Source organism: Planococcus sp. TJ-302 (genome assembly GCF_058268455.1).
On record NZ_JBZDOI010000003.1, the window covers coordinates 214,155 to 233,348 of the forward strand.

Annotated in this window: 21 protein-coding genes; 17 read left to right on the plus strand and 4 right to left on the minus strand. The window is 49.0% G+C overall.

The window, feature by feature from the left end; translation table 11 throughout:
• Window positions 1-189: 189 nt before the first annotated feature.
• The gene (locus AC4EHB_RS13935; RefSeq protein ID WP_006830093.1) at window positions 190-390 is read right to left on the minus strand and encodes a cold-shock protein; all 201 of its coding nucleotides are present in this window, start codon (window positions 388-390) and stop codon (window positions 190-192) included.
• Between the two features lie 238 nt (window positions 391-628).
• Here AC4EHB_RS13935 and AC4EHB_RS13940 point away from each other — a divergent pair, with 238 nt between their 5' ends.
• The 11 genes from AC4EHB_RS13940 (at window position 629) to AC4EHB_RS13990 (ending at window position 11,818) form a co-directional block, all read left to right on the plus strand.
• Window positions 629-1,162, plus strand: a complete 534-nt coding sequence (locus tag AC4EHB_RS13940) for a P-loop NTPase family protein (protein ID WP_490981873.1) — start codon at window positions 629-631, stop codon at window positions 1,160-1,162.
• Window positions 1,163-1,232: 70 nt separating this feature from the next.
• On the plus strand, window positions 1,233-1,946 hold the full coding sequence (locus tag AC4EHB_RS13945; RefSeq protein ID WP_490976148.1) for a hypothetical protein: 714 nt from the start codon (window positions 1,233-1,235) through the stop codon (window positions 1,944-1,946).
• A gap of 221 nt (window positions 1,947-2,167) precedes the next feature.
• Complete coding sequence (locus tag AC4EHB_RS13950; RefSeq protein ID WP_490981874.1) at window positions 2,168-3,658, plus strand: UDP-N-acetylmuramoyl-L-alanyl-D-glutamate--2,6-diaminopimelate ligase; 1,491 nt, start codon at window positions 2,168-2,170, stop codon at window positions 3,656-3,658.
• A 94-nt stretch (window positions 3,659-3,752) separates the two neighbouring features.
• A complete protein-coding gene (fumC, locus tag AC4EHB_RS13955; protein ID WP_490981875.1) occupies window positions 3,753-5,135 on the plus strand; it encodes a class II fumarate hydratase in 1,383 nt (460 codons plus the stop codon).
• Between the two features lie 281 nt (window positions 5,136-5,416).
• Window positions 5,417-6,079: a Dph6-related ATP pyrophosphatase gene (locus AC4EHB_RS13960; protein WP_490981876.1), complete on the plus strand. Its 663-nt coding sequence runs from the start codon at window positions 5,417-5,419 to the stop codon at window positions 6,077-6,079.
• Window positions 6,080-6,084: 5 nt separating this feature from the next.
• Complete coding sequence (locus AC4EHB_RS13965; protein ID WP_490976144.1) at window positions 6,085-7,080, plus strand: GNAT family N-acetyltransferase; 996 nt, start codon at window positions 6,085-6,087, stop codon at window positions 7,078-7,080.
• 63 nt (window positions 7,081-7,143) lie between these two features.
• Entirely contained in the window at window positions 7,144-7,641 is a 498-nt protein-coding gene (locus AC4EHB_RS13970; RefSeq protein ID WP_490976143.1) for a DUF2243 domain-containing protein, read from the plus strand.
• Between the two features lie 4 nt (window positions 7,642-7,645).
• Window positions 7,646-8,440 (plus strand): cytochrome c oxidase assembly protein, encoded by a 795-nt coding sequence (locus tag AC4EHB_RS13975; RefSeq protein WP_490981877.1) that lies wholly within the window; start codon window positions 7,646-7,648, stop codon window positions 8,438-8,440.
• A gap of 132 nt (window positions 8,441-8,572) precedes the next feature.
• Complete coding sequence (locus tag AC4EHB_RS13980) at window positions 8,573-9,031, plus strand: CopY/TcrY family copper transport repressor (RefSeq protein ID WP_490976141.1); 459 nt, start codon at window positions 8,573-8,575, stop codon at window positions 9,029-9,031.
• A 19-nt stretch (window positions 9,032-9,050) separates the two neighbouring features.
• Complete coding sequence (locus AC4EHB_RS13985; protein WP_490976140.1) at window positions 9,051-11,510, plus strand: heavy metal translocating P-type ATPase; 2,460 nt, start codon at window positions 9,051-9,053, stop codon at window positions 11,508-11,510.
• 26 nt (window positions 11,511-11,536) lie between these two features.
• Entirely contained in the window at window positions 11,537-11,818 is a 282-nt protein-coding gene (locus tag AC4EHB_RS13990; protein ID WP_490976139.1) for a glutaredoxin family protein, read from the plus strand.
• 38 nt (window positions 11,819-11,856) lie between these two features.
• On the opposite strand, the gene AC4EHB_RS13995 is transcribed toward AC4EHB_RS13990, so the two are convergent.
• Window positions 11,857-12,903 carry a glycosyltransferase gene (locus AC4EHB_RS13995; protein WP_490976138.1) on the minus strand — a complete coding sequence of 349 codons (1,047 nt, stop codon included), beginning with the start codon at window positions 12,901-12,903 and terminating at the stop codon, window positions 11,857-11,859.
• Between the two features lie 204 nt (window positions 12,904-13,107).
• Here AC4EHB_RS13995 and AC4EHB_RS14000 point away from each other — a divergent pair, with 204 nt between their 5' ends.
• Both AC4EHB_RS14000 and AC4EHB_RS14005 read left to right on the plus strand, forming a co-directional pair.
• Complete coding sequence (locus tag AC4EHB_RS14000) at window positions 13,108-13,806, plus strand: ABC transporter ATP-binding protein (protein WP_490976137.1); 699 nt, start codon at window positions 13,108-13,110, stop codon at window positions 13,804-13,806.
• Window positions 13,796-15,067: an ABC transporter permease gene (locus AC4EHB_RS14005; protein ID WP_490976136.1), complete on the plus strand. Its 1,272-nt coding sequence runs from the start codon at window positions 13,796-13,798 to the stop codon at window positions 15,065-15,067. Before AC4EHB_RS14000 ends, AC4EHB_RS14005 begins: the two co-directional genes overlap by 11 nt.
• A gap of 197 nt (window positions 15,068-15,264) precedes the next feature.
• Here the strand turns inward: AC4EHB_RS14005 and AC4EHB_RS14010 are convergent, their stop codons facing one another.
• Both AC4EHB_RS14010 and AC4EHB_RS14015 read right to left on the minus strand, forming a co-directional pair.
• A complete protein-coding gene (locus AC4EHB_RS14010) occupies window positions 15,265-15,819 on the minus strand; it encodes a hypothetical protein (protein ID WP_490981878.1) in 555 nt (184 codons plus the stop codon).
• A 57-nt stretch (window positions 15,820-15,876) separates the two neighbouring features.
• Window positions 15,877-16,431 (minus strand): M15 family metallopeptidase, encoded by a 555-nt coding sequence (locus tag AC4EHB_RS14015; RefSeq protein WP_490976134.1) that lies wholly within the window; start codon window positions 16,429-16,431, stop codon window positions 15,877-15,879.
• Between the two features lie 102 nt (window positions 16,432-16,533).
• Between AC4EHB_RS14015 and nfsA the strand changes: the two genes are divergently transcribed.
• The 4 genes from nfsA to AC4EHB_RS14035 all read left to right on the plus strand — a co-directional run bounded on the left by nfsA (window position 16,534) and on the right by AC4EHB_RS14035 (window position 19,170).
• Window positions 16,534-17,265, plus strand: a complete 732-nt coding sequence (gene nfsA / locus AC4EHB_RS14020) for an oxygen-insensitive NADPH nitroreductase (RefSeq protein ID WP_490981879.1) — start codon at window positions 16,534-16,536, stop codon at window positions 17,263-17,265.
• Window positions 17,266-17,276: 11 nt separating this feature from the next.
• Window positions 17,277-17,891 carry an NAD(P)-dependent oxidoreductase gene (locus tag AC4EHB_RS14025; RefSeq protein ID WP_490981880.1) on the plus strand — a complete coding sequence of 205 codons (615 nt, stop codon included), beginning with the start codon at window positions 17,277-17,279 and terminating at the stop codon, window positions 17,889-17,891.
• Between the two features lie 24 nt (window positions 17,892-17,915).
• Window positions 17,916-18,638 (plus strand): alpha/beta hydrolase, encoded by a 723-nt coding sequence (locus AC4EHB_RS14030; RefSeq protein WP_490981881.1) that lies wholly within the window; start codon window positions 17,916-17,918, stop codon window positions 18,636-18,638.
• A 112-nt stretch (window positions 18,639-18,750) separates the two neighbouring features.
• A complete protein-coding gene (locus AC4EHB_RS14035) occupies window positions 18,751-19,170 on the plus strand; it encodes a hypothetical protein (protein ID WP_490976130.1) in 420 nt (139 codons plus the stop codon).
• Window positions 19,171-19,194 lie beyond the last annotated feature (24 nt).

A 19,194-nucleotide genomic window follows, 5' to 3' on the forward strand; every position in this document is an offset into this window, starting at 1 on the left:
AAGGGAAAAAAATAGCGATTTTTATCGTTGGTGGAACATTGCTTGCGATTATTCTGATTTTTTTAGGGTTCCAATGGTATTTTCAAATGAATCCAACGCAATAAAAAAGCGCAGCCCTTAGGCTGCGCTTTTTTGATGAACCAAAAAACAGGCTCTTCCGAAGAAGGGCCTGAAATAGGTAGCTTAGAATTAAGCTTTTTGTACGTTAGTAGCTTGAAGACCGCGTTGGCCTTGCTCGATGTCGAAAGTTACTTCTTGACCTTCGTCAAGAGATTTAAATCCTTCGCTTTGGATAGCTGAGAAATGTACGAATACATCGTCGCCGCCTTCGCGTTCGATGAAGCCAAATCCTTTTTCTGAGTTAAACCATTTTACTTTACCTTGTTCCATGTGTGTTTCCTCCTCGTATGCGTGAGCATACATTGTATTACTATCCTTGCTCAAATCTTGCAGATGGACATCTGACACTTTATAAAAAGTTATCCGAACAAAAATAATTCTTCCTAAGAATAACATGGGTTTTTACATATTGCAAGCCAAATGATGAAATTGTATAATTTACTCTTTACATTCTGTACGGAAAACCGCACGGAATATGCGGTAAAGCGCGAAAAGGAGGCCTTGAAAGATGAAAAAAATAATTGTTGCTGGTGTATCTGCGGGAGTTGGGAAGTCAACTTTTGCCGCAAAGCTTGGAGAAATACTGGAACTGCCTGTCCACCATCTCTATGCCTATCATTGGAAGCCGGGCTGGGTAGAAGCGGAAAAGGAAGAGTTTCGGTTAGTGCAGCACAATATCGTCAAAAGGGAACGCTGGATCATTGAAGGCAATTATTCTTCAACTTTCGATATTCGCATGGCTCAGGCTGATACTTTCATTTATTTGGAGTTGCCGCTTCGGGTATGCCTGTACCGTGTCTTAAAGCGCTGGCTGTCGAATGTCGGGAAAACCCGGCCTGACATGGGGGAAGGCTGCCCGGAAAAGATGGAATGGGAATTTCTCAAGTTTATCGTGACGACCTATGCAGCGCGAAAAGTGAAAATGCGCAGCAGAATGCGCAATTTCCTGGAAGCTCGCGATGGCAATAAGGTGATCTTGTTATCTGGCAAAAAAGAAATAGCGGGTTTTCTGAAAACAGTAGATAAGGAGCCAACCGCTTGAAAAAAGGCAAGATGATTTTTCGGGGACGTGCTATTCTTAAGGTATAAATTAGACGATTAGGAGAATGGCCATGACGCATCTATATGAAGGGACTATCATAAACCAGCAATTGCATGAAAAGCAGCCAATGTATATGAAGCGGCTGTATTTGGAGGACTTGCCGATTATCGAACAAGTCCAAAAGAAGGTCATTGACTCGCTGCCGGATAAAGCGGTGCTGCAGCCACTGACGACAGAAGAATTCCTCTTCATATTGAACGAACGCGGGTTGCTGGTCGGTGCATTCGCCGAAGGGCAATTGATCGGCTTCAGGGCGCTGCTCATTCCGGAAATCGATGAGGAGCATCTAGGCTATGACCTCGGGCTGCCGGCGGAAGAATTGCCGCATGTCATCTATCAGGAAATTTCGGTGGTGCTGCCCGAATACCGCGGCAATAGGCTCCAACAGAAATTGGCGGAAGTGATCATGGAAGAACTGCCGAAGATGGAAGAGCAGTTCCGATATGTTTGCTGCACTGTGGCCCCGATGAATATTCCGAGCCTCAAGGATAAGTTTTCCCAGCATATGCACATTGGCGCCTTTAAAGAGAAATATGATGGAATGCAGCGTTACATCCTGGTTAAGGACCTGGAAAACCCTGCTCCTAAATACACGGACCATACGGCTGCCAAAATCGATGACTTGGAGACTCAGAAGTTATTGCTCGAAGAAGGCTATGCAGGAATCGGCTTTCTGGTCACCAAAGGCTATTATGAAATTCAATTTGCAAAACCTGTTCTTTAATGCAAAGCCGGCAATAAGCGATAATGCTTTTTTGCTGGTTTTCTAATGGGTATTTTTGTAAGTTTGTCTGAATAAAATTGATTAAGACTATGGAATCACAAATAATTATAGAAGTAGGGAAGAAACGGTTTGCGGTAGGGAAGGGAAATGATAGAATAATGTCATGACTATATTGGAGGGAATTTCAAAAAACGCATTAATTCTATACTAAGAGGTGTCCAATGAATATACAATTCGACCATATTCCGGAGTTTTCAATCATTGATCAGTTTGGTCCTGAAAAGCAGGAGATCAGTTCGATTGTATATAATTCCGCAGACGCGGCAGAACGCGCGGCGTTCTTTTGCGTAACTGGAGAAAATACAGACGGCCATCTTTACATCCCAGAGGCATTGGAAAAAGGGGCATCGGCGATCATCGGCTCCGATTTGGCGGCGTTGTCAAAATACGTTCCGCTTTATCCAGACGTTTCGTTTGTCGCAGTAGCAGATGTGCGCCATGCGCTTGCACACGCTTCAATCCTTTTTCACGGCAGATCTCAAGACCGGTTGATCAAAGTCGGAGTTACTGGAACTAATGGGAAAACCACAACAGCCACATATGTTTATAACCTATTTAATTTGCTCGGGATAGCTTGCGGGTTCATCGGCACGACAGGCGTCTTTAATTCCGATGGAAAGTTCCCGTATAAAAAAAGCACCCCCACAACACCGATTTCTTCGGATATCCATCAGATTTTTTCACAATTGGCTTCTCACGGCGATCAAGCGGTTTCAATGGAAGTTTCGTCGATTGCACTGGACCAAAAGCGTGTGGAAGGCATCAATTTCGATGTAGCCATCCATACCAATATTTCCGAAGAGCACCTGGAATACCACAAAACATTCGAACATTACCTGAAAAGCAAATTGTTGTTGTTCAGCCAGGCGAAAAATGCCGTCATCAATTTGGATGATAAAGGAATGGCGCAGGATATTTTAGCGGTGGTTAATTATCCTGGCCTGACCTACAGCCATTTTGAAGATTCAGGTGCGGATCTGATCTGGACGAGGCTTGAAGGCGCAGGAATGGGAATGCGCTTCGACCTTATTTACAAAGGACAGGTCTTTGATGTGCAGGTGCCGCTATTCGGTGAATACAATGCGGCCAATTTGACGGCTGCTATCGGAGCAGCTCTATTGTCCGGCGCTTCAATGGTACAAATCATTTCAGTGCTGCCAAGAATGCCGCAAGTGGAAGGCAGATTCCAGATGATTGCAGGCCCGGAAGGCCGAAAAATCATTTTGGATTATGCGCATACACCAGTCGCGCTGGACTTGGTCATGCGCGAAGTGAAGAAGTTGCCGCATAAGCGTTTGATCACGCTTATCGCAGGCATCGGCATCCGTGATTTTGGGAAAATGCCGAAAATGGCAAAAGCGGCCGAAGGAAAGGCGGACGTCATTATCGTCACGGTCGACCATCCCGACTTCAACAACCCGGACGACGTCGTCAATGAAGTGCTTAAAGGATTCACTGTCCCTTACAAACAGCAAGTTGTGCCAGTTCCTACCCGCCGTGAAGCGGTAGTGGCCGCATTGCGCGCGAGCGGCCCAGATGACATTATCCTCTTGTCGAGCGGCTGCATCAATGGGGCTCAGAAGATACGCGGGGAGTTTGTGCCGCATTCAGATGAAGAGATTATCGAAAGTTATTTCCAAGGGCTAAAATAGCTTATTTCACTGCGGAAAATCACTTTTTCCTGCCATCTTGTGTTTATATATAGAAGAGAAGCTTTATAAACGACTTTGAATTGGAGTGAATGGAATGCAATATCGTACAGAGAAGGACACGATTGGTGAAATTCAAGTAGAAGCGAACAAAATGTGGGGAGCTCAGACTCAGCGCAGCGTCCAAAACTTTGCAATCGGCACAGAGCGTATGCCGCATGAAGTCGTTATGGCCTTTGCGGAACTGAAAAAAGCGGCTGCTAAAGCGAACCATAAATTGGGCAAACTTTCTGAAGCGAAGATGCAAGCGGTCAGCGCAGCGGCGGATGAAGTGATTGCAGGCAAATGGGACGACCATTTCCCGCTTGTCGTATGGCAGACAGGAAGCGGTACGCAGTCCAATATGAACATGAACGAAGTATTGGCGCGCCGTGGAAATGAAATCCTGGAGGAACAATCGTCAGAGGAAAAACTCCATCCCAACGATGATGTGAACATGTCACAGAGTTCGAATGATACATACCCGACAGCAATGCACGTGGCGGGTGTCTTAGCGGTAACGGAAAACCTGATCCCGGCAATCCAAAAATTGAAGGCGACGCTTGATGAGAAAGCGCAGAAATTCAATGACGTCATCAAAATCGGCCGTACGCATCTGCAAGATGCTACGCCATTGACATTGGGCCAGGAAATCAGCGGCTGGAGACATATGCTTGAAAAGAGCGAACGTATGGTGCGTGAAAGCGTAGAACATATGCGTGAGCTTGCCATTGGCGGAACGGCTGTAGGAACGGGCATCAACGCGGATCCGACATTCGGTCCATCGGTCGCTGACTTCATCAGCGAATCTGTCGGCACGAAATTCGTTTCAGCAGAAAACAAATTCCATGCATTGACGAGCCACGATGAAATGGTTTATACGCACGGCGCCATTAAAGCGCTTGCGGCTGACTCAATGAAAATCGCAAACGATATCCGTTGGCTTGCCAGCGGACCTCGCAGCGGCATCGGCGAAATCACAATCCCGGCCAACGAGCCAGGAAGCTCGATCATGCCTGGGAAAGTCAACCCGACACAAAGCGAAGCACTGACGATGGTAGCGGCGCAAGTAATGGGCAACGATGCGGCAATCGGATTCTCTGCAAGCCAAGGGAATTTTGAATTGAATGTTTTCAAACCGGTTATCGCTTATAACTTCCTGCAGTCTGTGCGCTTGTTGACAGACAGCTTGATCAGCTTCAACGATCATTGCGCAGTTGGCATCGAGGCGAACCTGGATGTCATCCAGAACCACGTAAGCAACTCGTTGATGCTGGTAACGGCATTGAATCCGCATATCGGCTATGAAAAAGCTGCTGCAATCGCGAAGCAGGCGCATAACGATGGATCGACTTTAAAAGAATCCGCAGTGAAAAGCGGCCATTTGACGGCTGACCAATTCGATGAATGGGTCCGTCCGGAGAACATGGTTGGAAACTGAATATAGAGAAAGGGCTGTCGAGATATTCTCGATAGCCTTTTTCATTTGTTAAGGTGATTTGGATACCGATATTTCGCAAATAGCCCCGCTAAAACACATGCTCCTGTCCATGTCTCTGCATCGCTGCGCTAGCTTTGAGACATGAAAGTGAGTTGAAGCGCAGTGAAAAGGCAATAAGTAGCTTCTTAACAGTCTCAAAACAGAGTTTCCCGCGCAGGGTTTTATTCGGCGGGCGTCGAAGTAGGTAGCGGAAAGAACAATCAGAACAAAAGAGGTGCATTATGCAAAAAACATTTATGATGTCGTGGAGCGGCGGGAAAGATTCAGCTTTAGCGTATTACCGGGCAGTGGTGGCCGGCAATGTGCCGCTGGCGCTGTTTACGATGTTTGAACCGGACGGGGTGCGGTCGCGGTCGCATGGCCTGCCGTTGGAAGTCATGGAAGCACAGGCCGAACGGATGGGATTGCCGCTTGTCATCGGCAAAGCGGATTGGGCGGGATACGAAGAAGAATTTATTCGCCAGCTAAAAAGCTTTAAGGCCCAAGGAATCGATATGGGCGTCTATGGCGATATCGATTTGGAAGATCATTTGCAATGGGTGCTGAAAGTGAGCGCGGAAGCAAATATGGAAGCGAGCCATCCGCTGTGGCAGGAGCCCCGCAAAGATTTGCTGCTGGAATTGGTGAGAGCGGGTTTTAAGGCAGTCATTACCGTAGTGGATACGACGCGGATGGATGCGGCATTTCTTGGCCGGGAATTCACGGAAGAGCTGATCGGTGAACTGGAAGCGATCGGCATTGATCCTTGCGGCGAAGAAGGCGAATTTCACACGGTGGTCATCGACGGACCGATTTTTGTCGAAGCGGTGCCGGTCAGACTCGGCGATAAAGTGATAAATGGAAATTACCATATGCTTGATGTGAAACTTCAAACCAAGGAGTGAGGGCAATGATTCAGTTTATGGGAATGGAAGAAAAACATATTCGCCAAATGGCTGTGCTGCTGGCGAAAAGGCAGGAACGCGAACGCAAGGCTTTCCCTTATCTGCCTGCGCGTTTTGAAGAAATCGATGAAGCGGAAAGCGTGATCCGCAAAATGCTGGAACGTCCTTATGTCGGCGGCATTGTCGCAGTCCGTGGCATCGATGTTATCGGTTATTTGCTTTACGAGTTCAAGGAAAGCGCTGAACGTGGGCGCTACGTGTGGATGGGCTACGAATCGATTGCAGTCAGTGAAAATGAGCATCCCCGGCTGGTAAGGCTTCTTTACGCTGATGCCGGTGCGGAATGGGTGAAAAATGGCTATTTCCATCATGCATTGATGGTGCCGCTTGCGGAACAAAAATTACTGAATGAATGGCTCGATCAGTCGTTTTATTTTGAACAAAAATACGCGCTGCTGCCGCTGGATAAATACGAACCGAAAGAAATTGCGCCCCAACCGCCGCTGAAGATCCGTCGAGGCACCCCGGAGGATGTGCAGTTGTATAAGAAGATGGCTTTGTGGAACAGCATCCACCAAACGGCTGCGCCATCCTGGAACCCCATCACGAAAGAAACGATGGAAGAAGTGAAAAAGGGTTATGAGGAACTGTCGGAAGAAGAGAATTCCTATGTCTGGATTGCTGAACAGGGAGAGCAGGTAGCGGGATTCCATGTTTATTACAAAGACGGTGATCCATACAATCTGGTCATTCCTGAAAAATGCATCGAGCTGCCAGCAGCATCGACCAACCCAAATCTGCGGGGGCGGGGAGTGGGCAGGACGATGGCCGACCATTGCTTTGCGGAATTGCAGAAAGACGGCTTCGAGTATATTTTTGCCGACTGGCGCACGGCCAATCACCTGGCTGCTTATTTCTGGCCGCGTCTTGGGTTCGAGCCGGTCATGGTGCGGATGTCGCGCCAAATTGACCCGCGCATTGCCTGGGCGCATGGCCAGTGAAAGAGTTTGAAGATTTTCCGGAAGGGTATTTTTTAGAAATCCTAAAGGAAAGAAGGAGATTTGATGGAGGTCCAGTCGGAACGAGTAGAGGCGCATAATTCTGGAGAGTTTCGCACGGAATACGCTTCTCGTAATCTATTGTCAGGGCTACTGTTCGGCATCGGAGGGATGGCGTTCGTGGATGAAGTGATTTTCCACCAATTGCTGCAATGGCATCATTTCTACGATTTATCGACTCCGCGCGTTGGGATATTTGCCGACGGATTGTTGAATTCGTTTGCCTGGTTTGCGGCAATTGGCGGGTTGTTCCTGTTTGCGGATCTCAGAAGGCGCAGCGCTGTATGGATGAAAAGATGGGTGGCTGCGGTTTTCCTAGGATTAGGGGGCTTTCAGCTGTTCGACGGCATCATCGATCACAAAGTCTTACAAACACACCAAATTCGGTATGGTGTTGAGTTGCTGCCGTATGATCTGGCGTGGAATCTTTTTGGAGCGGTTTTAAGTGTTATCGGTATTGCCCTTTTGAAGCAGTCGAAAAAATCCGCGGCGAAAGAAGGGTGATAGAATGGCAGTACATGACCATGCCGAGCCGATTTTCGGAGGGTTTGAAGCGGCGGCATTTGTGATGCTTACCGCACTTTTCGTTTTGTATCCGTTAGCTGCTTTTATGACAGGCAGAAAATATAAGAAATGGCCGCTTCACCGGTATGTCTTTTGGGATGCTGGGCTAGCGGCGATTGCAGCCGTGCTGTTAGGGCCGCTTGCTGAACTGGCACATTCGAATTTCAGGGCGCATATGGCGGCACATTTATTGCTTGGAATGTTGGTACCGCTGCTGCTGCTTTACGCAAAGCCGATATCATTGTTATTAAGGACACTGAGCATCCCTGCAGCTAGAAGGCTGTCCCGGTTATTGAAAAGCCGGCGGTTACAGCTTGTCAGCCATCCGGTGACCGCGGCCTTCTTGAACATCGGCGGATTATACGTGCTTTACTTGACGGGCCTTTTCGAAGCGATGCATGGGTCGGAATGGCTGTATGCATTCATCCATCTCCACGTTTTTTTAGCAGGTTATCTGTTCACAATGTCCATCATTTATGTCGATATAGCCCCGCACCGCTCTGGCTTCATCTTGCGTTCGGCAGTCTTGATTCTCGCGTTGGCCGCGCATAAAATCCTGGCAAAACTGATATACGCTACACCGCCGGATGGTGTCGGAAAAGCGGATGGTGAGGCGGGTGCGCTATTGATGTACTATGGCGGAAATGCCATAGACTTGGCTTTAATCATCATCCTTTGCTATCAATGGTACCGATCGGCCGCTCCACGGGAGAATCCACAGCTTGATTTGCTGAAATGAAAAACTGCGTGTCCGTTCTGAAATCCCAGAATGGAAACGCAGTTTTTTTTTTAGAAAAAGTGCTTGACAATAAATGATTACAAATGTAAACTAAAATAAATCGATTACAAATGTAAACGAAGGAGGATTTTCATGATGATAGAAGAGAAAGTGGAAATTACAGACGCTGAATGGGAAATCATGCGCGTCGTCTGGACACTCGAGCAAGCAACCAGCAAAGAAATCATTGAAGTGCTCCAGGAAAAGAAAGACTGGAAACCGGCAACGACGAAAACGTTTATCGGACGCCTTGTAAAAAAAGGAATGCTGCTGGCAGTATCGCAAGGCAATAAATTCATTTATTCAGCCGGCATCAGCGAAGAAGGCAGTGTGAAAAGCGCTACAGACCGGTTATTCGGCCAAATTTGCAGCCGTGCAGCCGGCAAGACAATCGCCGACATGATTTCAAAAGCACTGCTCAGCCATGAAGATATCCGGCTGCTGCAGTCAGCGTTGGACGCGAAAAAAGGCGAAGCCGTAGATACGGTTCCGTGTAATTGTATTCCTGGCCAATGCAAATGCAAAAAAGACTACAATATAAATTGCCATTAAAATGTAAGGAGTTGAGAGCGTGATGGAAAAAACATTGAATGTAGAAGGCATGACCTGTGCGGCGTGCGCAAAAGCCGTTGAAAGAGCGGTTAATAAATTGCCGGGAGTAGACGAATCGAACGTCAATTTAGCAACTGAAAAAGTGAAAGTCGTGTATGACGAAGCCGCTGTTTCTGTGCAGGATATCCGGGATGCTGTCGAAAAAGCCGGGTATAAAGCCAGCACCGACAGCGTAGTGAAAAGTTTTGTGATTGAAGGCATGACCTGTGCTTCCTGTGTGCAAGCCGTTGAAAGAGCGACACGCAAACTGCCGGGAGTGGCCGAATCGAACGTCAATATGGCCACCGAAAAAATGGTGATCCGCTATGATCCATCAGTCCTGGCCATCTCGGATATAAAAGCGGCGGTCAGCGACGCCGGCTACGAAGCGCATGATGATGAAGCGGCAATCGATTCCGCTGATGAAGACCGGGAAAAAAAGCAGCAGCACATAAAAGAGATGTGGAGAAGATTCTGGATGTCCGCGGCTTTGACCGTACCGCTGCTGCTCATCTCAATGGGGCATATGTTCGGAATGCCGTTGCCGGCAATCATCGATCCAGAGATCAACCATACGAACTTTGCGATGATCCAGCTGCTTTTGACCATTCCGGTGATGATACTAGGAGCGAAATTCTTCACAGTCGGATTCCGCACGTTATTTAAAGGACATCCGAATATGGACTCGCTTATCGCGTTGGGAACGAGTGCAGCATTTATTTATAGCCTGGTTGTTACGGCATTCATGTTTGCAAGCGACGAGCACGCTGCCGATAACCTGTACTACGAATCAGCTGCAGTCATTCTGACACTGATTACCTTAGGGAAATATTTTGAAGCCTTGTCAAAAGGCAAAACGTCAGAGGCTATCAAAAAATTGATGGGCATGGCGCCAAAATCCGCTGTCGTCTTCAGAGACGGCGAAGAGCGCGAAATCTCTGTCGATGAAGTGGAAGTGGGAGACATCGTCCTCGTTAAGCCGGGTGAAAGAATGCCGGTGGACGGAATCGTTACAGAAGGCCACACTTCCGTCGACGAATCGATGATTTCCGGTGAAAGCTTGCCAAGCGACAAAGCCCCGGGAGATGCCATCGTCGGAGCGAGTATTAACAAGAATGGTGCAATCCGCTACCGTGCGACGAAAGTCGGGAAAGACACGGTACTCGCGCGGATTATTAAATTGGTGGAAGATGCACAGGGATCGAAAGCGCCGATTGCCCGATTGGCGGACATCATCTCGGCTTACTTTGTGCCAGTCGTCATCGTTTTGGCATTGATTTCAGGTCTGGTCTGGTATTTCGGCGGACAGACGGCTGTTTTTGCACTGACTATCACGATTTCCGTATTGGTCATCGCCTGCCCATGCGCACTTGGCCTCGCGACGCCGACAGCCATTATGGTCGGCACCGGGAAAGGTGCAGAGCATGGCGTGTTGATCAAAAGCGGTGAAGCGCTGGAAACCACCCATAAAGTACAAACAATCGTATTTGACAAGACAGGAACCATCACAGAAGGAAAATTGAAAGTAACTGATATCGTGTTGGCTGACAGCACATTAACGGAAGAACAATTGCTGGCGCTTGCGGCGTCCGCTGAAAAAGGTTCTGAACATCCTATTGGGGAAGCAATTGTTGAAGCAGCAGTTGAAAAAGAGCTCGTCCTTGCCAAAGGCGAGTCATTCAAGGCGATTCCAGGCCACGGCCTAGAAGTCGAGATAGATGGGCGTAAAGTATCGATCGGCAACCGGAAATTGATGGGCATGCAAAACATTTCGCTCAGCGCCCTATCAGAGGCAGCCGACAATTTGGCTGGTGAAGGCAAATCGTTGATGTTCATCGCTTCAGAAGGGAAGCTAGCTGGCGTGATTGCAGTAGCGGACACGATTAAGGAATCGAGCACATTGGCAATCCGCAAGCTGCAAAAGATGGGCATCGAAGTCGCTATGCTTACGGGAGATAATAAGCTTACCGCTGAAGCAATTGCTAAACAGGTTGGAGTGGACCGTGTCCTCAGTGAAGTTCTGCCTGAGGATAAAGCGGATGAAGTGAAAAAGCTTCAAGCGGAAGGCAAGATTGTGGCGATGGTCGGAGACGGCATAAACGATGCTCCGGCATTGGCACAGGCGGATGTTGGCATTGCGATCGGCTCCGGTACCGATGTAGCAATGGAATCAGCGGATATCGTGCTGATGAGAAGTGATTTGATGGATGTCTTGACTGCGGTGGATTTGAGCAAATCCACGATCAAAAACGTAAAACAAAATCTGTTTTGGGCTTTCGCTTATAATATTCTTGGCATTCCAGTGGCAATGGGAATCCTCTATCTGTTCGGAGGCCCGCTGCTGAGCCCGATGATTGCCGGCGCTGCAATGAGTTTCAGTTCAGTTTCGGTATTGATCAATGCCTTGAGGCTTAAAGGCTTCAAACCGGCGGTCGCCTAAACAGAATTTGATGGAGGGGATAGAAAATGGGCAAAGCAATGGAAATGGTACTGTATACGCGCCAAACCTGCAGCGACTGCCAGGATGCAAAGTCCTATCTCGCGTCCAATGGCATTTCCTACGAACACAAGGATGTCGGAGCGGAGCCGGAATTGGAGAAGGACATGAAAGAGATTTCGGGCAGCCGCATCGTACCGTTGTTCGCTTTCTATAAAAAAGACCTGTTCGGAAAGCGCAGGCTGGACCGCCATTTTATTGGATTTGAAGAAAATAAGGAAGAGCTCAAGCGCTTGTTAGAGCTTGCATAAGCAAAAGACCGCTGTTCCCTTATGGGCAGCGGTCTTTTTTAGTCTTTGCGGAATACCCAGGCACGCTGGGCGACAAATCCGAAAACGAATAACACGGTGTCAACCATCACTTTCAGAATGATTTCTCCGCGGCCAAGCCATTCAGCATAGAGTAGATGGACAGAAGCGGCAGATACAAGCATGATAAAACCGGCCAGCATGTAATAGCGGTAAAATGACTGGCGGCTGCCTTGTTTGAACACTTTGTTGCGGTTGATGTAATAATTGAACAGCGACGACAGCACACGTGCTGCGATGGTCGCGAAAATGATGAACAGCTCGGGAGCTTCGTCGCGCAGCAGCTGGATGAAAATCCAGTAAAGCCCGATATCCAGCACGAACGAAGCGGCACCGGAAATGCCATAAAGCAGGAACACTTTATAAATATGGAATGAATCCCTGAGTGGATTAAAATGCGACGATTTATTGGCATCAAGGTAGACGGTTTGGATGCTGACTTCTGAAATCGGAATGTAGTTTTTCTTCAATGCGGCCAAGACGTTCATCTCGTATTCAAAGCGCTCGCCGAGAACGCCTAGCAGCCGGGGCAAGTATTTGACCGGTATGCCCCGAAGTCCGGTCTGGGTATCGGCCAGCACGGTTCCGGTGGACAGCCTGAACAGCAGGCGGGTGAAACGATTGCCGAAACGGCTCCGGAAAGGCACTTCCTTATGGTCGAAATCCCTTGCGCCAAGAACGACATGGTTCGGTTCTTCGGCCATTTCCCGGCTCAGTTTAATCATATCCGAAACTAGATGCTGGCCGTCCGCATCAGCAGTGATAATGGCGTCGAACGGCAATTGTTCATTGAGTATGTAATGGAATGCGGTTTTAAGGGCGCGCCCTTTCCCTTGGTTTGCGGCATGCCGCAGTACAGTGGTTTGCGGAATGTAAAGAAGGGAATCGAAAAAACCGGCATATGCGGGACCGCTGCCGTCATCGACGACGATGACGTGCGGAAAACCGGCAGCAAGGATGTCCTGAATCAAGTCGAGGCAATTGCTGCCTGGTTTATATGCTGGAATCACAACAGCAATGTGTTCCATATGCTTGGCCCCCTTTGCGAAATATATGCATATGCTGCGGCGATTCCGCTATATATAAGGTTTTATATGACTAAATACTTAGTACTCCATTACCCTTATTCCGTGGCTCTTACTCTATTCTTAAGGAATTCTTCAGAAAAGGCAGTACTGTTTGTTAAGATTTTCCTCTTATACTAAAGGCAGGAAGTAGAAAGGGGCATAAAAATGATTGAAATTAACATGCTATCCCATTCTTTTGCTATTGGCAAAAAAGGGGATGAACGCAAAATTCCTGTACTGGAAGGGATTACGCTTCACGTCAAAAAAGGGGAGATTGCCGCTATTTTGGGGAAAAGCGGTTCCGGCAAGTCGACGCTGTTGAACATTCTAGCTGGTTTCATGGCGCCTGAATCAGGAGCGGTTGAAGTCGGGGGGCAAGAAATCACTTCGCTGAAAGAAACAGAAATGGCAGATTTCCGGCTGAAGAATTTCGGCTTCGTCTTTCAAAGCTTTCAATTGATGCCGGGGCTGAATGCCTTTGAGAACATTGAACTGCCGTTGAAGATAAAAGGCATGAAAGCGCCGGAGCGGAGAGCGGCGGTGGAAAAATTGGTGGCGGAAGTCGGTTTGTCAGAAGTCGCCGGGCATTACCCGAATGAGCTGTCAGGCGGCCAGCAGCAGCGCGTCAGCATTGCGCGCGCGTTGATCACCAATCCGCCGGTTATTCTGGCGGATGAACCTACCGGAAGCCTCGACTCTGAAACAGAACAGGAAATACTGGACTTGATCCGTACGCTTAACCGCGACCTAGGAGTAACATTCGTGATCATCACCCATGATGATGAAGTGGCAGGAATTGCCCATCGCCAGTATCAGCTGCATGATGGCAAATTGGTGAAAGGGGGACAGCGCCGTGCAATTTAAAGATCAGCTCGGGTTTATCGGGCAGCACATGAAACGCAATAAATTGCGGTTAACAATGACCATACTAGCGGCAACAATGGGCTGTGCTTTTCTGATTGTCCTGGCTTCGGTCGGATTCGGCCTTCACAAAACCTTGTCGGATGATATCTTGCAAAACCGTACAGTGACCAAAATTGAAGTGCCCGGCAAAGAAGAGTCGGACAGCGCGATAACGGCCCAAGAAGCTGAAGCGATGCGCGAAATTCCACACGTCAAAGCAGTAGCTGAACGGAGCCGGCCGCAGGCTGAAGGGGAGGCCCGCTTGGGTGAGCGCAGCGCATATGCTGATTTGGTATTTGTCCAATTTGGAAACGAAGAAAAGGCAGGGCTCGCTTTATCGGAAGGCGCGATGCCTTCAACGGAAGGGGAAGTGCTTGTAGGGTATCATTTTGCAAGCTCACTATTGATCCAGGAAGAACAGGCCAACGCTGCGGAAGGGGAAGAGTTGGCTGGTTTTGCCGGCAGCTTAATCGGCCAGACTTTTGAAATTGAGCTGAAGCCGTATGAAGGAGAAGGAGAGCCTGTTGTCTGGGAATTCACGGTAGCGGGAGTTACGGAAGAGCCGGCAAAAGACTGGATGATGGACAGCTCGATTTATGCAGATGAATCATGGAGCAAAACCATTGCGGAAGGCTTGGGAACCGAAGAGCCCCCGCGTGAAGTGCTCGTTTATGCGGACGAATTGCAGTATGTAGAAGGCATTACTGAAAAGCTGAAAAGAGACGGCTATTATGTCTATTCCGTTACGGAAGAGTTGGGTTCGATGAACATGTTCTTCACGCTATTGAAAGCAGGTTTGATTTTTGTCGGCACAATTGCAATTTTGATCGCTTCGATCGGGATTTTCAATACGATGACGATGGCTGTGACAGAGCGCACGCGTGAAATTGGCGTCATGAAAGCGATTGGCGCACAACCGAAATTGATTCAGCGTCTATTCCTTATGGAAAGTGCCGCAATCGGCATCATTGGCACCGTCCTGGCAATCATCATTGCCTATGGCATTAGCATGCTAGCGAACTGGCTAGTGCCGATGATTGTCATGAGCTCGCTTGGCGAAGAAGAGACGGGGGATTTCAACATCTTAATTTCCGTTATTCCGTGGCAGCTGGTCGCTATTTCAGCCGCCATCAGCATCGGGGTCGCTATGGTTTCAGGCTGGCGTCCGGCGCGCAAAGCGACGCAAATCGATGTGATTCAAGCCTTGCGCCAGGAATTGTAGGTGCTGCAGACGGGAAATGCAGCTGCTGCAAATAAATCAAGTTGTGTTGCATGTTACGAGCCATTTGCTGCAAGTGATTCCGGTTTGTCGCAGGTAAAGTGGCAGATTCCATAAGTAATTAAGAATTTCCCAAAAGCAATGCATCTGCATCCAAAAAAACCCGACCGATTCCATTGGAATCGGTCGGGTTTCTCATTCTATTCAACAATTTTGAAACTGATGGCGGCGTGGATATCGTAATCAGTCTTGTCCGCTTCTGGATTCCCGGTAAAAAAATTGGCCGACCCATCCACTTCGTAGAATCCTTCAGGAAACTGGCCGTCCATCACTTTTTTGATAAACTCCCGATACTCCTTCGGGTCTTCTTCCGAGTAGCCGCCACTTCCGCGGTAGTCTTCACGAAGCGGCTCTCCTTTAAAGAGTGTCGTCATGATTAGCGGTTCGTTCATGGGATAAGGGATTTCGAAATTTCGTGTTTTTTCGTGCAGGAGAAAATAGAATGGTGAAGCGGCGTGATAAATGTCGATGCTTTCCTGCTCTCCCGTATACTCCAATTCTGCATACATGCTGATTGGACCGCCCGCTTCGAACGTATCGCTCTCCGCGGTAAGGCGATAGATGAACTCGCCCTCCGTGGTTTCGGCAACAGGCATTGTCTTAGAGTCCTCGACCTTTGCGCCCGAGTTTCCCTGCGCACCGCATCCTGCCAATAACATAAAGCCGATCATTAAAAGAAACTGTGTTTTTCGCATTCGGCATCGCCCCTTTACTGTATAAGACGAAGCAGCCGGGAGAGCGTTACAAGGGAACTAGTTGGTGACGTCTTCTGGTCGGTAGCCGTCTTGCAGTTCATTGATCGACAAGCCGAACGTCATTTCGAGATGCGGGTAATCTTTGAATCGCCGCCAATCGCCTCCCCATGAAAACCCGAGCTCCTTGCCGATTGCGGCCACTTCGAACCAGTCGCTTCGGCCGTTGCCATTCGCATCGCGCTCAATGTCCCAAACGACGCCGCCGTTGCCGTCCCGCAAAGCAAAATCAATGGCAAGCCCGTAATTATGATACGAACCGCCGCCTTGCACTTGTGTCACAACATTGCCCGGAGCACTCCGCCCCTGGGCATGCAGACGGTCTTGTTCATCGCGCGAGCGGAACCCATCGGTGATGATGATGTCGATGCCGGCTGCTGAAGCCAGGCGAATGAGTTCGTCGCGCTTTTCTTCGATTATGGGATGCAAGCCCGAAGGCATCGGGCGTTGCTTTAATTCTTCGCGAAACTCCATTTCCCTTTGAATCCATATAAATGAAAAACCGCCAAGGACCAATAAAAAAAGAACGGAAAAAGCGGTTTTAAGCTGTTTCAATCGTTTCACCCCTCTTCTTTTATTGTACCAAAAATCGTCGCGAGGGTATCTGCTGAAAGTTTTTGATAGGATAGAGGAAAGACTGGAAAGGGGCAATGCAGGATGGTTATTGAATTGATGAAATCCCACGCGTCAGTGCGTGATTACAAAGACAAGCAATTGAGCCGGGAGGAGCTAAGCGAATTGATCGAGGCTGCCCAGCATGCGGCAACTTCTCATTTTGTGCAAGCGTATTCGATTGTTTGGGTGACGGACCGACACAAGCGCAAGAAGCTCGGCGAATTGTCCAAAAATGCGAAGCAAATGGAAGGCGCTGGAGCAGTGCTGTTGATGTGCGCTGATTACAACCGCTTGAAGCATGCAGCGGAACTGCAGGGCGGATCGATTGTCTTCGACCAAGCAGAAAACCTGATTGTCGCCGTGACGGACGTCGGGCTGCTGGCACAAAATCTGGCGCTTGCAGCGGAATCGAAAGGCTACGGCATCTGCTATATCGGCGGCGTGCGCAACAATATGGAAGCGATCAGCGACTTGGTCGGCTTGCCTGAAGGCGTTTTTCCTGTTTACGGGCTGACGCTCGGTGTGCCGAATGAAGCCAATGAAGTAAAGCCGCGTTTGCCAGTGGAAGCGATTTTGCATGAAAATGACTACGACGAAGCCAAATACAGCAGCTTATTGCCGGCATACGATGCCACTGTTCAGAACTATTACGAAGCGCGCAGCACGAACCAGAAACAAGCGACGTGGACGCAGCAGATGGCGCAGTTCCTGAGCAAGCCAAAGCGTCCGGACATCAAAGACGTGCTGGCGAAAAAAGGCTATCATTTTAAATGAGGGGGATACCTATGGAAATCGCGATTTTCGGTGCGACTGGCCGTGTCGGCGGACAGATTCTGAAGCAGGCCCTTGCTGATGGCCACGGCGTCAAAGCGCTCGTGCGCGCAAAAACACTACAAGCACATCCGAATTTAGAAATGATTGTCGGCGATGTGCGCAAATTTGAAGACGTCGAACGCGTGGTTGCCGGCACTGGAGCAGTTTTCAGTGCAATCGGAACCGACCGCACAACAACGCTTTCGGAAGCTGCACCATTGATTGCGGAGGCGATGGAAAAGCACGGCGTTCACCGCATCATTGCAATCGGCACAGCGGGCATCCTTGACAGCCGGCTGTCGCCGGGGTTGCTGCGCTATCAAGGCGGCGACTCCAACCGCAAATTGACGTTTGCGGCGGAAGAACACGAAAAGATGTACCGCGAGCTGGAAAAAAGCGCTTTGGACTGGACGGTCGTATGCCCGACCTACCTTCCGGACGGCGAAGCACGCGGCAATTACCGCACAGAAGAGGGGCTGCTTCCAGAAGGCGGCAAGGAGATCACGGTGGGTGACACGGCTGCTTTTGCCTATAGCTTGCTCGAGCATCCGGAATTCATGCGGCGCCGGGTAGGTCTTGCGTATTAAAGGGACAGTGAGGAGCTGGAACTTATGGTGAAATGGAGCGTCCGGCTGTTGCTGGCAGCTATCGCCTTGCTTTTGGCGGCAATTGCCGGTTTTATGATTTATGCACAATTCGATTATGGACCAAGTGCGGAACTCAAAGAACGCGTGGATGTTGATGCGCTCGAACGGGATGAATCCGGCCTTATTTTCCGGCCGGAAAAAACGAACGGCAAAGGTGTCATTTTGTACCAAGGAGCGAAAGTGGAAACTGCTGCATACGCCTATCTGGCTGAAAAATTGCAATCGGCAGGCTACACGGTATCCATACCGGACATGCCGCTGAAATTTCCAATCCTCGCTGCGGGCAAAGCTGACGAAGTGATCGCAGCCCATCCGGCAGTCGAAAAATGGTTTATCGGAGGCCATTCCCTTGGCGGTGTAGCCGCTGCCCAGTATGCTGAAGAACATCAGGACGAGCTCGGAGGCCTTTACTTTCTGGCGTCTTACCCAACCGGCGATTTTGCGTTGAGCGATTTGCCGATGCTGTCTGTGTCTGCGGAAAACGACGGCTTGACGGTTCCGCAAGACATCAAAGAGCGTCAGATGCTGTTCTCAGCCAACAGTGAATTTGTCGAGATAGCTGGAGGCAATCATGCCCAATTCGGCTTATACGGTGAGCAGGAAAACGATTTGCCTGCTGACATCGGCCCGTTTGAGCAGCAAGACCAGGTGGCCGAGGCTTTACTGGACTGGATGGCCAATAAATAAAGGGAACTGTTTTGCTAGGTTTGATTTTCAAGGCTGAATCCTTCTTGCGCACGCATAATGCCCATCGAAAAAGGGAATAAGGCAGTAAATGATATTTACTGGAGGGATTTCCATGACGGAGCTTTTGGACAAAGAACAAGTGCTGATGGCGTATTACGCCCAATATTACCGCGGTGCTTCATTAGACGAAGTGAAGGGGCTGGACGCCAAGCTTTCTGAAGGATTGGGCGAGGAGCACTACGCGGAATTGATGAAAGAATTGATCGATGAAGGCTTGGCCATCGGCATTGAAGAAGTGGAAAAGCGGGAACAGCAAGGTGTTCCTGCGCCTATGGCCACAAATGAAGGGATGCTCTACATAAACAACGTGTTGAATCTCCAGTCTGACGCAGTTGAAGAGCATCAGCTCGATTATCTCCAAAACCATCTGGAGACAAGCGGATTGGAATTGACGTTGGAACCCGTCAAAAGTTTTATCCTGGAAACCATAGATAAAGAAGCGGATGAAGAACCTAATTCCAATCGCCCTTGAATCGGAGCGCATAAAAAAACCGCC

Bases quoted from the DNA above. Each gene is read 5' to 3' on its own strand.
- AC4EHB_RS13935 (WP_006830093.1), bottom strand. From the start codon at position 390: ATGGAACAAGGTAAAGTAAAATGGTTTAACTCAGAAAAAGGATTTGGC.
- AC4EHB_RS13940 (WP_490981873.1), top strand. From the start codon at position 629: ATGAAAAAAATAATTGTTGCTGGTGTATCTGCGGGAGTTGGGAAGTCA.
- AC4EHB_RS13945 (WP_490976148.1), top strand. From the start codon at position 1,233: ATGACGCATCTATATGAAGGGACTATCATAAACCAGCAATTGCATGAA.
- AC4EHB_RS13950 (WP_490981874.1), top strand. From the start codon at position 2,168: ATGAATATACAATTCGACCATATTCCGGAGTTTTCAATCATTGATCAG.
- fumC (WP_490981875.1), top strand. From the start codon at position 3,753: ATGCAATATCGTACAGAGAAGGACACGATTGGTGAAATTCAAGTAGAA.
- AC4EHB_RS13960 (WP_490981876.1), top strand. From the start codon at position 5,417: ATGCAAAAAACATTTATGATGTCGTGGAGCGGCGGGAAAGATTCAGCT.
- AC4EHB_RS13965 (WP_490976144.1), top strand. From the start codon at position 6,085: ATGATTCAGTTTATGGGAATGGAAGAAAAACATATTCGCCAAATGGCT.
- AC4EHB_RS13970 (WP_490976143.1), top strand. From the start codon at position 7,144: ATGGAGGTCCAGTCGGAACGAGTAGAGGCGCATAATTCTGGAGAGTTT.
- AC4EHB_RS13975 (WP_490981877.1), top strand. From the start codon at position 7,646: ATGGCAGTACATGACCATGCCGAGCCGATTTTCGGAGGGTTTGAAGCG.
- AC4EHB_RS13980 (WP_490976141.1), top strand. From the start codon at position 8,573: ATGATGATAGAAGAGAAAGTGGAAATTACAGACGCTGAATGGGAAATC.
- AC4EHB_RS13990 (WP_490976139.1), top strand. From the start codon at position 11,537: ATGGGCAAAGCAATGGAAATGGTACTGTATACGCGCCAAACCTGCAGC.
- AC4EHB_RS13995 (WP_490976138.1), bottom strand. From the start codon at position 12,903: ATGGAACACATTGCTGTTGTGATTCCAGCATATAAACCAGGCAGCAAT.
- AC4EHB_RS14000 (WP_490976137.1), top strand. From the start codon at position 13,108: ATGATTGAAATTAACATGCTATCCCATTCTTTTGCTATTGGCAAAAAA.
- AC4EHB_RS14010 (WP_490981878.1), bottom strand. From the start codon at position 15,819: ATGCGAAAAACACAGTTTCTTTTAATGATCGGCTTTATGTTATTGGCA.
- nfsA (WP_490981879.1), top strand. From the start codon at position 16,534: ATGGTTATTGAATTGATGAAATCCCACGCGTCAGTGCGTGATTACAAA.
- AC4EHB_RS14025 (WP_490981880.1), top strand. From the start codon at position 17,277: ATGGAAATCGCGATTTTCGGTGCGACTGGCCGTGTCGGCGGACAGATT.
- AC4EHB_RS14030 (WP_490981881.1), top strand. From the start codon at position 17,916: ATGGTGAAATGGAGCGTCCGGCTGTTGCTGGCAGCTATCGCCTTGCTT.
- AC4EHB_RS14035 (WP_490976130.1), top strand. From the start codon at position 18,751: ATGACGGAGCTTTTGGACAAAGAACAAGTGCTGATGGCGTATTACGCC.